Annotated in this window: 12 protein-coding genes; 5 read left to right on the top strand and 7 right to left on the bottom strand. The window is 60.6% G+C overall.

The window, feature by feature from the left end:
* Nucleotides 1–2 precede the first annotated feature (2 nt).
* From ACR0B5_RS04810 to ACR0B5_RS04790, 5 genes are read right to left on the bottom strand one after another with little or no spacing between them, the layout of a single operon-like run.
* A complete protein-coding gene (locus ACR0B5_RS04810; RefSeq protein WP_480538789.1) occupies nt 3–566 on the bottom strand; it encodes a sarcosine oxidase subunit gamma in 564 nt (187 codons plus the stop codon).
* Nucleotides 559–3,513, bottom strand: a complete 2,955-nt coding sequence (locus tag ACR0B5_RS04805) for a sarcosine oxidase subunit alpha family protein (RefSeq protein ID WP_480538787.1) — start codon at nt 3,511–3,513, stop codon at nt 559–561. The genes ACR0B5_RS04810 and ACR0B5_RS04805 overlap by 8 nt, the downstream gene beginning before the upstream one ends.
* Nucleotides 3,510–3,800 carry a sarcosine oxidase subunit delta gene (locus tag ACR0B5_RS04800; RefSeq protein ID WP_480538785.1) on the bottom strand — a complete coding sequence of 97 codons (291 nt, stop codon included), beginning with the start codon at nt 3,798–3,800 and terminating at the stop codon, nt 3,510–3,512. Before ACR0B5_RS04800 ends, ACR0B5_RS04805 begins: the two co-directional genes overlap by 4 nt.
* On the bottom strand, nt 3,794–4,279 hold the full coding sequence (locus ACR0B5_RS04795) for a pyridoxamine 5'-phosphate oxidase family protein (protein WP_480538783.1): 486 nt from the start codon (nt 4,277–4,279) through the stop codon (nt 3,794–3,796). Before ACR0B5_RS04795 ends, ACR0B5_RS04800 begins: the two co-directional genes overlap by 7 nt.
* A gap of 11 nt (nt 4,280–4,290) precedes the next feature.
* Nucleotides 4,291–5,541, bottom strand: coding sequence for a sarcosine oxidase subunit beta family protein (locus ACR0B5_RS04790; RefSeq protein WP_480538781.1), 1,251 nt, complete (start codon nt 5,539–5,541; stop codon nt 4,291–4,293).
* A gap of 257 nt (nt 5,542–5,798) precedes the next feature.
* On the opposite strand from ACR0B5_RS04790, the gene glmS reads away from it, so the two are divergent.
* The 5 genes from glmS to ACR0B5_RS04765 are packed head-to-tail and all read left to right on the top strand — an operon-like array spanning nt 5,799 to nt 11,039.
* Complete coding sequence (gene glmS, locus ACR0B5_RS04785) at nt 5,799–6,290, top strand: methylaspartate mutase subunit S (RefSeq protein ID WP_480538779.1); 492 nt, start codon at nt 5,799–5,801, stop codon at nt 6,288–6,290.
* 17 nt (nt 6,291–6,307) lie between these two features.
* Nucleotides 6,308–7,774 carry a methylaspartate mutase subunit E gene (locus ACR0B5_RS04780; RefSeq protein WP_480538777.1) on the top strand — a complete coding sequence of 489 codons (1,467 nt, stop codon included), beginning with the start codon at nt 6,308–6,310 and terminating at the stop codon, nt 7,772–7,774.
* A gap of 15 nt (nt 7,775–7,789) precedes the next feature.
* Nucleotides 7,790–9,037: a methylaspartate ammonia-lyase gene (locus ACR0B5_RS04775; RefSeq protein WP_480538775.1), complete on the top strand. Its 1,248-nt coding sequence runs from the start codon at nt 7,790–7,792 to the stop codon at nt 9,035–9,037.
* On the top strand, nt 9,034–10,191 hold the full coding sequence (locus tag ACR0B5_RS04770) for a CaiB/BaiF CoA transferase family protein (protein WP_170639813.1): 1,158 nt from the start codon (nt 9,034–9,036) through the stop codon (nt 10,189–10,191). The genes ACR0B5_RS04775 and ACR0B5_RS04770 overlap by 4 nt, the downstream gene beginning before the upstream one ends.
* Nucleotides 10,188–11,039: an HpcH/HpaI aldolase/citrate lyase family protein gene (locus ACR0B5_RS04765; RefSeq protein ID WP_480538773.1), complete on the top strand. Its 852-nt coding sequence runs from the start codon at nt 10,188–10,190 to the stop codon at nt 11,037–11,039. The genes ACR0B5_RS04770 and ACR0B5_RS04765 overlap by 4 nt, the downstream gene beginning before the upstream one ends.
* On the opposite strand, the gene ACR0B5_RS04760 is transcribed toward ACR0B5_RS04765, so the two are convergent.
* A complete protein-coding gene (locus tag ACR0B5_RS04760; protein ID WP_475219709.1) occupies nt 11,014–11,958 on the bottom strand; it encodes a LysR family transcriptional regulator in 945 nt (314 codons plus the stop codon). The genes ACR0B5_RS04765 and ACR0B5_RS04760 overlap by 26 nt on opposite strands.
* Nucleotides 11,959–11,973: 15 nt before the next feature.
* On the bottom strand, nt 11,974–13,569 hold the full coding sequence (locus tag ACR0B5_RS04755; RefSeq protein ID WP_480538770.1) for a FumA C-terminus/TtdB family hydratase beta subunit: 1,596 nt from the start codon (nt 13,567–13,569) through the stop codon (nt 11,974–11,976).
* Between the last annotated feature and the right edge of the window lie 60 nt (nt 13,570–13,629).

Raw genomic sequence — 13,629 nt, 5'->3', positions numbered from 1 at the left:
GCTCAAGCGATAGACTTAGCGGCAGCCAACAGGCCGTGATGCAACGACGCCGCCGAAGAGCGCGGGCCAAGAACGACCATATGATCCACAGCCAGACACCAAAGGAAGACACCCAGATGTTCCGCCGTGGTTCGGATCGCCGCGCCCGGCTCCATCGTGCGGACCGGCGCGTTGCTGAGCCGTTCGAACAGATCGCACAGGGCCGCGCCCTGCGCGTCGAAACGGCACCAACCATCCGTCTGCTCGGAAACTGAGGCCGTGTCACCGACGATCTGTTTTACCTCGGCGGCCAGCAACTCGTGACTGTCATGCGAGGCCATGACCATCCATTGCTCGGACCCCATCCAAAGCGCGGCATAGGGCGTAGCCTGGGCGGATTGACCAACCTCGGGCAAGCTCAGACCGATCTTGTCGGCCAGCGCCTTTTGCACGGCACCGGCCTGATCGTTGCGGGCCGCGACCGACGCCAGCGCCTGATCCACGACCTCTGTGATCGTGATCGAACCGATCGTATCGACACGCGGCGTGTCGCCGCCCAGCGGAGTGATGGGTTTCAGTTTATGCACGAAGCTTCTCCCCTTCCGGGTCCACGAAATGAGCGCTGACGATTTCTACCAAGACCTCTTGGCCTTCCAGCGGGTTCACCAGACGCAGTTTTTCACCCATCCGGTCATAGCCACCTTTGACAAATGCCAACCCGATCGAGCTTTCCAGGATCGGCGAATAGGCGGCCGAGGTGACATAGCCCTGATCATGGGCCGCATCGACCGGGCCGGTGGCGTTCATCAGATGCCCGCCCGCAGGCACGCTGTCCTTGGCATCCACCGGCTTGAGACCGACCAGAGCCAGCGCGTCCGGGGCATTCAGCCCTTCCCGACGGCTGAGCGTGTTGCCGATACAGTCCTTCTTGGTGCTGACCATACGCGCCATGCCAAGGTTCAGAGCCGTGGTCGTGCCGTTCAGCTCATTGCCGGTCGCATGACCCTTTTCGATCCGCATGACGCCCAGGGCCTCGGTGCCGTAGGGCATCACGTCAAACTCTTCGCCCGCCTCCATCAGCACGCGAATCAGCCCGTCGCCATAGCGTGTGGGAACCGCGATCTCATAGGCGAGCTCGCCCGAGAACGAGATCCGGAACAGCCGGGCCCGCAGGCCACCGCAGACGGTAATCTCGCCACAGCCCATGAAGGGGAACGCCTCGTTCGAGATGTCAAACTCGGGGTCCACGATCTTTTGCAGCAGTTTACGGCTGTTGGGACCGGCCACGGCATATTGCGCCCAGGCCTCGGTGGTCGAGATCAGCTGCACGTCCATATCCGGGCAAAGGCATTGGCGGACGAATTCCATGTTGCGATAGACCAGAACCGCGTTGGCGGTGGTGGTGGTAACGACGAAATGGTCCTCGGCAAACCGCGCGGCGGTGCCGTCGTCATAGGCGATGCCATCCTCGCGCAGCATTAGGCCATAGCGCACCTTGCCCACCGGCAGTTTGGCGAACGCGTTGGAGTAGACCATGTTCAGGAACGCCGCTGCATCCGCGCCCTGCACGTCGATCTTGCCTAGCGTCGTCACATCGCACACACCGACCGAGTTTCTTGTCTGCAGCACCTCGCGGTCCACCGATTGCCGCCAATGGATTTCGCCCTTGCGCGGGAACCATTGGGCACGCAGCCAATTGCCGACCTCGACAAACACGGCGCCCTGCTCGTCGGCCCATTTGTGGCTGGGCGTCAGGCGGGTCGGGTGGAAATCCTTACCCACTGCACGGCCACCAAACGCACCCATCGCAACCGGAGTATAAGGCGGGCGGAAGATGCTTGTGCCAGTGTCCTGAATGGACTTGCCCGTTAGTTCCGCCATCACCGCCAAGGCACCCACGTTCGAGGTCTTGCCCTGATCGGTCGCCATGCCCAGTGTGGTATAACGCTTGAGATGCTCCACCGAGGTAAAGTTCTCTTGGTGCGCCAGCTTGACGTCCTTGACGGTCACGTCGTTCTGGTAATCCAGCCATGCGCGTTTTGCGCCTTTGACGTGCCAGAAGGGGCTGATCGAGACCGGCGCATCGGCTGCAGCGGGAAGATCAACGTGGGATGCCGTGATGCCGAGATCGCCCAGAGCGGATACTGCCGCCGCCGCACCGCCGTGCAGCGCCGCTTCGGTACTCATCTCACCCTTGGCCGCACCTGCCACGATCTGACCGACGGGCAGGCCGTCACCCGGAACAAAGGCGTGGATATCCGCGTTCCAGACCGGGCGACCGCGCTGATGGCAGGTCAGGCCCAGGTTCGGGTTCCAGCCACCGGACATCGCCAGCGCCTCGCAATAGAGGTCCGTTGTGTAGCCTTTCTCGGTGCGCACCTGCACCGAAGTCAGCCCCAGGCGGCCTGAGGTGTTGACGATCTCGGCTCCTTTCAGAACCTCGGTGCCCTCCACATCCGCAGCATCTGGACGCGTGTCGACAATGGCGGGGACCTTGATTCCCTGCGCCATCAGATCGCGTGCCGTCTGGTGCGCGTCGTCATTGTTGGCAAAAACCACAACCGATTGCGCGGGCGTCGCGGCCCAGCGGTTGGCGTAGGACCGAACCGCTCCGGCCAGCAGGATACCGGGCCGGTCGTTGTTTTCGAACGCGATGGGGCGTTCGATGGCCCCGGTCGCGATCAGCGCGCGCTTGGAGTAGATGCGCCACAGGGTCTGGCGGGGTTTGTCCGCCTCAGGCGCGATCAGGTGATCCGCGTTGCGTTCGACCGCACCGTAAATTCCGTGGTCGTAGGCCCCGAACACGGTTGTACGCGGCATGACCCGCACATTGTTCATCGACGCCAGTTCGGCCAGTGCCTGCGCGACCCAGTCCGCACCGGAGATATCGGCCAAAGCGCCAGTCTCAGCGATCAGACGCCCACCCATGCGGAAATCTTCATCCGCCAGAATAACCTGAGCGCCCGCACGTCCTGCGGTCAGCGCCGCCGCCAGACCGGTCGGGCCTGCGCCGATGATCAGCAGATCGCAATGCAGGAAGCCCTTGTCATAGAGATCGGGATCATCCTCACCCGTCAGGCTACCCAGACCGGCGGCCTTGCGGATGATCGGTTCATAAAGCTTTTCCCAGAACGCCTTGGGCCACATAAACGTCTTGTAGTAAAACCCTGCGGTCAGGAAGTTCGAGAACTGGTCATTGATCGCCATGAAGTCGCGTTCCAGCGACGGCCAGCGGTTCTGGGAATTGGCGCTCAGGCCGTCATACAGCTCGGCCACGGTGGCGCGAGTGTTCGGCTCTTGCCGTCCGCCCGAGCGCAGCTCGACGAGCGCGTTCGGCTCTTCGCTGCCCCCGGTTAGGGGGCCGCGCGGGCGATGGTATTTGAACGACCGGCCCATCAGGCGCACGCAATTGGCCAACAAGGCTGAAGCCAACGTGTCGCCTTCATACCCCTGATAGGATTTACCGTCGAAGGTGAAGCTGAGGCTGGTGTCCCGGTTGATCAGCCCGCCATTCAGTCGATTGCTCTGAGTCATTGTGAAGCCTTCCCTGCCGCTTTGGCCACGTCACGGGCCAGTTCGACTTTCAGGATTTCATGGGTCAGCGTGTTGCGTGTGACCACCAGCCACGACCGGTCGCCCTGTTCGTGATACCAAAGCTCACGATGCTCGCCCGCCGGGTTTTCACGCAGGTAGAGGTAGTCGTGAAATGCCTGCGCTGCGTCCTCAGCCTGCCAATCGGGACGATTGATCAGCGAGGCATCGCCCAGATAGGTGAACTCCTGCGCGTCGCGCGGGCCAAGCAAGGGGTGATTGATCAGCATGCTTCGACCTCCGACCTTTTGTGAATGATGTTGATGTCGCGAACGCACTGCATCCACTTGGCGCGCAGCTCTTCGCTGGTGACGCCCATGTCATAAGCGGGCGTGGCCAGAGGCTTGCACGCCGTTACCTTGATGACCACGAAACCCGAAAACATCGGCTCAAGCTCGGGCCAGCGGTTGGTATAGGCTAGGCGCAGCGACGGGTAGCGCGCATCGTCGCGCGGAACATAGCTGGCCTCACCCTGGATCAGGACGCCCCGACGGGTCAGGATGTCGATGAAGTTGACCTCGACCTGCGGACGCACCGCAATATTGGCCAGAGTGTCCGGAGACCGCATTTCTGCAAAGCTGATCGTGGTATCATCATGGGTCACAAACGTACCCTTGGGCGAGACATTCGGGTTCCCTTCGGCATCCGCTGTGGCCACAAAGCCAAGATGCCAGTTCTCGATCAGATCGTGTGCAAACTTGTTGATCATGGCGATGGTCCTCAGTGCAGGTTCGGCTGGGCGCCCTGCCCTTTTTCGTCGATCATGTGACCGGTCATGAACCGATCCAGCCGATAGGCCGTGGCGGTTTCATGCGGACGGTCGGTTTTCAGAAGATGCGCAAAGCAATAGCCAGAGGCTGGTGTTGCCTTGAACCCGCCGTAACACCACCCGCCATTGAAATAGAGCCCGTCAATATGCGTCTTGTCGATAAACGGCGAGCCATCCATCGACATATCCATGATCCCGCCCCAGCTGCGCAGCAGGCGCGCACGCCCAAGCGCCGGGATCAGCGCCATACCGCTTTCGATCACATCCTCGACCACCGGCAAATTCCCGCGTTGGGCGTAAGTGTTGTACATGTCGATGTCGCCACCAAAGACCAGACCGCCCTTGTCGGACTGGCTGCAATAGAAGTGCCCGGCCCCATAGGTGATAACGCCGTCGATGAAAGGCTTCAGACCCTCGGAGACGAAAGCCTGCAACACGTGGCTCTCGATCGGCAGGCGCATCCCTGCCTTCTCCATCACGCGGCTGGAACTGCCCGCGACAGAGACGCCAACCTTTTTGGCCCCAATAAAGCCGCGGGTGGTATCGACCCCCAGAACCTTGCCATTTTCAATGCGGAAACCCGTCACCTCGCAGTTCTGAATGATATCCACGCCGCGCATGTCCGCACCGCGCGCATATCCCCACGCCACTGCGTCGTGGCGCACCGTGCCGCCGCGACGGTGTAGCAGGCCACCTTTGATCGGGAACCGGGCGTCATTGAAATTCAGGAACGGATACATGGCGCGTACGCCTGCGGTGTCCAGCAGCTCGGCGTCGGATCCGTTCAGGATCATCGCATTGCCCCGCCGCCGCGCCGCATCCCGCTGTGCATCCGTGTGGACCAGGTTCAAAATACCGCGCTGGCTGACCATGGCGTTATAGTTGAAGTCCTGTTCGAGGTTTTCCCACAGCTTCAGCGAGAACTCGTAGAAAGGCTCATTCCCATCCAACAGATAGTTCGAGCGAATGATCGTCGTGTTCCGCCCCACATTGCCGCCGCCGATCCAGCCTTTTTCCAGTACCGCGATACGCGCGGCACCGAATTCCTTGGCCAGATAGTAGGCTGTGGCCAGACCGTGGCCGCCGCCGCCCACGATCACATAGTCATAAGCATCCGCAGGCTCAGGGTCGCGCCATTGCGGACCCCAGCCCTTGTGGCCGGTCAGGGCCTCTTTGAAAAGTCGCAGCGCCGAGAATCGCATGTAGGCTCCTATTCGTTGCAGCTTACTTTATGCACCCGGGTTGCCCTCGTTTTCAGTGTCGATTTCGGACAGAAGCTATCTCAGATGCGACAGATGCCATCAGAGTGTCGCCGTTTTGGCGTTTCAAGCTCTAACAGCGGCCTGATGCAAAATTAGGTAACTTTTCCTTATCTTTTTTTTATTGTTCATCATTATTCTTTACCGTTTTGAGAATCACGGCTACGACACCCCAAAGCGCGATACAGGAGGAGCGAGAGATGTTCGACGCCAGCACCACGGATAAAGTTGTTTTGGGAGTGATCGGCGCAGATTGCCATGCCGTAGGCAACAAGATCCTCGACAGCCTGCTAACCCGGGCCGGGATCGAGGTCGTGAACCTTGGGGTCATGGTCAGCCAGAGCGAATTCGTCGCCGCATCCCTTGCTGAAAAAGCCGATGCGATCCTTGTCTCATCCATCTACGGGCACGGTGAGATCGACTGCCAGGGCCTGCGCGACCGGTGCGAGGCTGCAGGGATCGGCAACATCCTGCTCTATGTCGGTGGCAACCTCGTGATCGGCAAACAGGATTTCTCGACCGTCGTCACCCGTTTCAAAGAGATGGGCTATGACCGCGTCTTCCCGGCCTCGGCCAATATCGACGAGGTCGTGGCGCTGCTGAAAGACGACATCGACATGAACCGTCTTCCGAATATCGGCCACAACTCGGGCGCTTTCGCATCTGGGTTCGCTGATTGGGCCGCAATCTAGCAAAGGCAGATGGTGACATGACCGGCACGCCAGAAATCACGAATTCCAAGCTGCCCGATTCCGCTTTCGACGCCGAGCGTGAGGGCGTTCTGCAATCCTGGCACACCGGAGCCGAGGTGCATTTTGACGCAGGCCTTGCCCGTCAGCATGCGCTGCCCTCGGAAAAGCGGTTCTCGGCGGCCTTGGCGGATGCGGATAAAACCGGCAAGACGCTGCTGCAACCCCGTGCGGGCGTTGCGCTGTTGCGCGAACACACGGCGCTGATGGAGGGGCTGGCCCCCCATTGCGACGTGCTGCCCACCACCATCGACGCCTATACCCGCCACAACCGCTATGATGAGGCGCAGGATGGCATCGACCGATCCCGCGCGGCGGGCACCTCGCTGCTGAACGGGTTCCCGGCGGTCAATCATGGTGTGGAAGGCTGCACACGGTTGGTCGAGGCCGTCTCAAAACCCATTCAGGTCCGGCACGGCACACCGGATGCACGCCTGCTGGCTGAGGTTACGCTCAGCTCGGGCTTTTCGTCTTACGAGGGCGGCGGGATTTCCTATAACATCCCATATGCAAAAAACATTCCGCTGGAGCAGTCGATCCGCCATTGGCAATATTGCGACCGCCTGGTGGGCCGGTTCGAAGAACACGGTATCCGCATCAACCGCGAACCGTTTGGCCCTTTGACCGGGACTCTGGTACCGCCTTTCGTGTCGCATATGGTTGCGATCATCGAGGGCCTTCTCGCGCTGGAGCAGGGCGTGCGCTGTATCACGCTGGGCTATGGTCAGGCGGGCAATCTGGTGCAGGACGTCGCCGCACTGCGTTCGCTACGGCGGCTTGGGCATCACTACTTCCAGAACGCGGGCTATGACGACTACCAGTTGACCACCGTGTTTCACCAGTGGATGGGCGGCTTCCCCGAGGATGAGGCCAAGGCGACCGCCGTGATCTGTTTGGGGGCATTGGCCGCGAAACAGGCGCGGGCCACCAAGATCATCGTGAAAACACCGCATGAGGCCAGCGGCATCCCCTCGCTTGAGGCGAACCAGGCTGGGCTCAAGGCAACCCGCCAGATGGTCAACATGATCGCGGATCAGAACCGCAATGACGGCAACGAAATCCTGACCGAGGTCGAGGTGATAGAGGCCGAGGTTCACGCCGTCATGCGCGCCGTCCTAAAACTGGGCAAGGGCGACATCGCACGCGGCGCCGTTCTGGCCTTTGAGAGCGGCGTCATGGATATCCCCTTCGCCCCCGCCATCGGGAACGCGGGCAAACTGACACCGGTCCGAGACAACCACGGCGCGCTGCGGATTTTTGAGACCGGAAATGTGCCGCTGCCCAGGGATGTCATGGCCTTCCATCAGGACCGCATCGCGGAACGCGCCCGGTCCGAAGGGCGCGAGGTGTCCTTTGACATGGTGGTCGACGACGTCCGCGCCATCTCGGCCAGTAAACTCATCGGTCGGCCCTCAGTTGCCGCCTAACGCACAGAGAGTGTCATGAAGATCAAGAACGTTGTTTTCGCGCCGGGGCTGGCCTCGTACTATTTCGACGATCAGGCAGCGATCAAACAGGGGGCCAAGCAGGACGGGTTCGTCTATTGCGGGCAAGCGCTGACCGACGGCTTCGCGCGCGTTCGGCAATATGGGGAAAGTGTCTCGATCCTGCTGGAGCTGGAAAACGGCCAGATCGCCGAGGGCGACTGTGCGGCCGTGCAATATTCCGGAGCCGCCGGGCGTGATCCGCTGTTTCTGGCCTCCTTCGTCATCCCATTCCTGCAGGAAAATCTGACGCCGCAGCTGATCGGGCATGATGTGCATAGCTTCCGCGAAAGCGCGGAATTCTTCGATACGCTGGTCGTGGATGGCCAACCTCTGCACACTGCCGTGCGCTATGGCCTGTCGCAGGCGCTGTTGTCTGCGGCCTCGATTGCCTCGGGCAAGATGAAGTTCGAGGTCATCTGCGACGAATGGGGGCTTGAACCCATCGCGGCCCCTCTGCGCCTGTTTGGGCAGAGCGGCGACAACCGCTATGAGGCCGTTGACAAGATGGTGCTGAAACAGGTCGACGCCCTACCTCATGGCCTGATCAACAACATCCCCCAGAAACTGGGCCAGACAGGCGGGAAACTAGCTGAATACGTCACATGGCTGTCGCGTCGCATTCAAGCTCTGCGCACGGATGAGAGCTATCATCCGGTACTGCATATCGACGTCTACGGTACGGTGGGCATGATCTTTGACAATGACGCGGTGAAAATCGCCAACTATATGGCAACGCTGGAACAACGCGCCGCCCCATTCGATCTGTATATCGAAGGGCCTGCGGACGCCGGTTCAAAAGACGGGCAGATCGCCTTGCTGCGCGATATCCGTGCCTCGCTGCGGGCGCTTGGCAGCAACGTCAAAATCGTGGCTGACGAATGGTGCAACACTTATCAGGACGTAGTCGATTTCGTCGACGCCGATTGCTGTGACATGGTTCAGATCAAGACCCCCGATCTGGGATCGTTGCACAATACGGTCGACGCGGTGCTTTACTGCAAAGCCAATGGTGTCGCGGCGTATCAGGGCGGCACCTGTAACGAGACCGATATCTCGGCCCGCGCCTGTCTGCACGCCGCCATGGCCACAAGACCCGACCGCGTGCTGGTCAAGCCCGGGATGGGCTTTGATGAAGGCATGACTATCGTTGCCAACGAAATGCACCGCACCCTTGCGCTTTTGAACACACGAGCTGCAGCATGAGCGATACCCAACTCAAACCCTACGAAGGCCTGCTGGTCGTATCTCTGGAACAGGCCGTCGCTGCCCCCCTCGCGTCGTGCCACTTTGCCCAGGGTGGCGCGCGCGTCATCAAGATCGAGCGTGACACCGGCGATTTCGCCCGCAAGTACGATGGCGCCGTGAAAGGCTCGGCATCCTATTTCGTCTGGGCCAATCACGGTAAGGAAAGCCTGTGTCTGGACATCAAGAACCCCGAGGATGCCGCTTTGCTGCACCGCATTCTGGATAAGGCAGATGTGTTCATCCAGAACCTCGCCCCCGGGGCCATTGCCCGCGCCGGGTTTGGTGAGGATGTCCTGCGCAAACGCAACCCGCGCCTGGTCACCTGCGATATCAGCGGATATGGCGAGGATGGGCGGTACAGCGACATGAAGGCTTATGACTTTCTGGTGCAATGCGAAAGCGGTCTGGTCTCGGTCAACGGAGCGCCCGGACATCCCGGCCGCATAGGCGTTTCGGTCTGCGATATTGGCGCCAGCATGAACGCGATCATCGGCATCCAGAAGGCTCTGATCGCGCGCAGCATCAGCGGCAAAGGCAGCGCGGTGAAGCTGTCCCTTTTCGACACTGCAGCCGATTGGATGACCGTGCCTTTGATGCATACGGTTTATGCGGGCAAAGCGCCTCAGCCGGTCGGCCTGCATCACCCGTCCATCGCGCCTTATGGTGGGTTTACCACCAAGGATGATGAGGTTCTGGCGATCTCGATCCAGAACGAACGCGAGTGGAAACGCCTCTGCGCCGATGTCATCGGACAGCCCGATCTGGCAACCGATCCCCGGTTCTGCGACGCGGCCCAACGGGTCTCCAACCGTGCCGAACTGGATGCCATCGTCGCCGGGTTCTTTGCCCTCCACAGCCGGGCCGAGCTGGAAGGCAAGCTGTTCGCGGCAGCCATCGCCTATGGGGCCGTGAACTCGGTCAGCACCTTTGCCGAACACCCGCAGCTGCGCCGCACACCGGTCACGCTGGAAAGCGGGGACGAGGCGCATCTGGTCGCAGCCCCCGTGCGCTACAGCTTTGATCCGCAAACACCGCGCTTTGGCCGTGTGCCCGCGCTTGGCGAACATACCGATATCATTCGGTCCGAATTCGCCGAGACCGCAGCCGCATGATCCGGTCCTACCTGTTCACTCCGGCGCATCGACCGGAGCTGATTGCCCGCGCGCATGAACGGGGCGCGGATGCGATCCTGCTGGACCTTGAGGACAGCGTACCGCGCGACCAAAAGCAGGCCGCGCGATACGGGTTGGCAGAGGCGGTCGCCATGCTGACTAACCGTGCGGTACCGGTTGTGATACGGGTCAATGCCGATCTTGGCGAATGCGTCCGCGATCTTGAGGCAGCCATCCAGCCCGGCGTCGACGCGATCATGTTGCCCAAGGTCATCGGGGCCGACCATCTGCATCTGGTGGCCGACTATCTGTTGATGCTGGAGCGACAGGCCAGACTTCCCGAGGGTCAGATCAAACTGATTGCCTTGATCGAAACAGCCCAAGGGCTGATGAACGCCGCGTGTATCGCGAAAGCGACCCCTAGGTTGACCGCGCTTGCATTCGGGACTGAGGACTTCTCGACCGATTGCGGTCATGCGCCCTCAGTCGAGGCGCTGAAGGGCCCGGCGCAGTCCTTGATCCATGCGGCCAAAGCGGGTGGCCTGCAGGCCATCGGCCTACCGGGCAGCATTGCCGAGATCCACGACATGGACAGTTTCCGCGCCTGCGTCGACCTTGGGCGTGCGATTGGCTTCGACGCCGTCCTGTGTATCCATCCGCGACAGGTCGAAATCGTTGACGCGGTCTTCACGCCCAGCGCGTCCGAGATCGAACAGGCGACCCGCGTGGTCGAGGCCTTTGGTCGGGCCACTAAGCAGGGGCTGGGTGCCGTCATGCTGGAGGGCAAAATGATCGACCCACCCATCGTGGCGCGGGCGCAATCTATGTTGCAATCCCGGCGTCTTTGAAGAAATCCTCCATAAAGGCCGGGCCTTTCTGATCGACGAAATCCCGAAAGGACCGCGCCGCCGGACGCAGGGGTTTGTTACGCATATGCAGAACGAACCAGTCGCGATATTCAGGCATCCCTTCAACGTTCAGGATTTTCAGCTTTCCGGCCATCGCCTCCAGCGCGATCGTGTGAGCCGAGATGAAGGCCAGCCCCATATTCGCCATGACCGCCTGTTTGATATTGGCGTTACTGTCCATTTCCTGCGCCTTGGGCTGCGGCAGGCCCGAGTCCGAGAAAAAGAACTCATGCACCATGCGCGTGCCCGACCCCCGTTCGCGGACGATGAATTGATGGTTTGGCAAGTCCGAGCGACGGATGCGGCTGGAGCGCACCAGTGGATGATCCGGATGGCCGATCAACACATAGGGGTGTTTGGCGAATTGATGTGCCGTTGTCTCTATCCGGCGCGGAGGGCGACCCATGAGCGCAAGGTCGATCTGATCGGTATCTAGCATCTCAATCACGCTGCGCCGGTTGGCGATTTTGAACTGCAGATCGCATTCCGGGTGCTCCTGCTGGAACTGCGCCAATAGATGCGGGCCGAAATTGCGCGCAGTGGTCACCATCGCCACCCGAACCCGGTGATCCAGCTTGCCCTGCATGATCTGCACAACATCCACCGCCTCGGCCAGCGTTTCGGTCATACGTTCGGCATAGGGCACCAAAGCGGTGGCAACCTCAGTCGGGATCACCGAGCGGCCGGATTTCTCGAACAGCGGCGCGCCGAATTCCTCGCTCAACCGGCTCATCTGCATCGACACCGCAGGCGGCGTCAGCGACAGGCGCTCTGCCGCGCGCACAAAGCTGCGCGTCTCGATCGCTACCAGAAATATCTGCAGCTGGCGCAGGGTGATCTTGTCCGAGGTCGGCGGCATTGCGGCTCCTGTGCGCTAGAAGGCGGGTTTGCGGGTAAAGAAGTCTCCTCCTTTGTCGTCAATAATCACAAATGCCGGGAAATCTACGACTTTTATGCGAAAGACGGCCTCCATCCCGAAGTTGGGAAAATCCAGCGTTTCGATGTTTTTGATGACGTCCTTGCCCAGAACTGCCGCCGCCCCGCCGACCGAGCCCAGAAAGAACCCGCCATGCTCCTTGCAGCTTTGTACGACCGAGGGCGCACGATTGCCCTTGGCGATCATCACGCGGGACGCGCCCAGCGCCTGCAGTTCCGGCACATAAGGGTCCATCCGCGCGGCGGTGGTTGGCCCGAACGAGCCTGAGGCATAGCCTTCGGGCGTTTTAGCCGGGCCCGCATAGTAGACCGGGTGATCGCGGATGTAATCCGGCAGCTCCTGACCCTCTCGGATCATCCGGGCCAGTTCGGCATGCACCAGATCGCGCGCGACGATCATGGTACCGGTCAGTAGAACCGGGCTGGAGACGGACAGCTTAGACAATTCGGCACAGATATCATCCATCGGCTGGTCTAGGTTAATCCGGGTTGCGGATTGCGCCGCGACATCCTGCGCGGGCAGGAACCGAGCCGGATCATGTTCCAACTGCTCGACCCAGATCCCATCCCGGTCGATTCGCCCCTTGATCTGGCGATCCGCCGAACAGCTGACACCCATACCAACCGGCAGGCTTCCTCCGTGGCGCGGCAGGCGAATGACGCGCACGTCATGGCAGAAATATTTTCCGCCAAACTGGGCACCCAGCGACATGTTGCGGGTCAGCTCCAATATCTGCGCCTCAAGCGCCTGATCGCGAAAGGCGCGCCCATCGGGGCTACCGGTCGTGGGTAGATCATCCAATTCCTTGGCCGAGGCCTTCTTGACCGTTTTCAGACAGTGTTCAGCCGAAAGCCCCCCAATGACAATCGCCAGATGGTATGGCGGGCAAGCCGTCGTACCCAAAGTCCGTATCTTTTTGTCGAAGAATGCCAGTATCCGCTCGGGTTCCAGCAGTCGCCTTGTTTCCTGATACAGAAACGTCTTGTTTGCCGAGCCACCTCCTTTGGCCATGAACAGGAACTCCAGAGCATCCCCGCTGAGGGCCTCGATGTCGATCTGCGCGGGCAGGTTGGTACCGGTGTTATGTTCGCGGTACATGCTGAGCGGGGCCATTTGCGAAAAACGCAGATTGCGCGTTTCCCAAGTGTCCTTGACCCCCTGCTCGACCGCCGCGTGCAAATCGCCCCGGACCAGAACATTCTGGCCCTTCTTACCGTGAATGATCGCCGTTCCAGTGTCCTGACAACTCGGGAATTCTCGCTCGGCAGAGATCACCGCGTTCTTTAGCAGTTCCAGCGCCACATAGTGATCGTTGGCCGAAGCATCCGTGTCATCGAGAATCTCGCGTAGCTGGGCAAGATGGCTGGGGCGCAACAGATGCGAGACATCCGCAAAGGCGCTTGAGGTCAAATTGCTGACGGCCTGGGACGACACCCGCAGGAAAGTTTCATCATCGAACTGGGCGGTTTCCAGCCCTTCATTGCCAAGATAGCGATAGCACGTCGCGCCGATTGTTTTTGTTGTCTGGGTCATGGCGCGCACCGTAGTAAGACACGCAAGAACAATCAATAGATTTTACCTTAATTTATGCTT

The sequence above is a fragment of the Ruegeria sp. AG1 genome (genome assembly GCF_056541705.1).
This window is presented reverse-complemented; position numbering and strand designations above follow the sequence as displayed.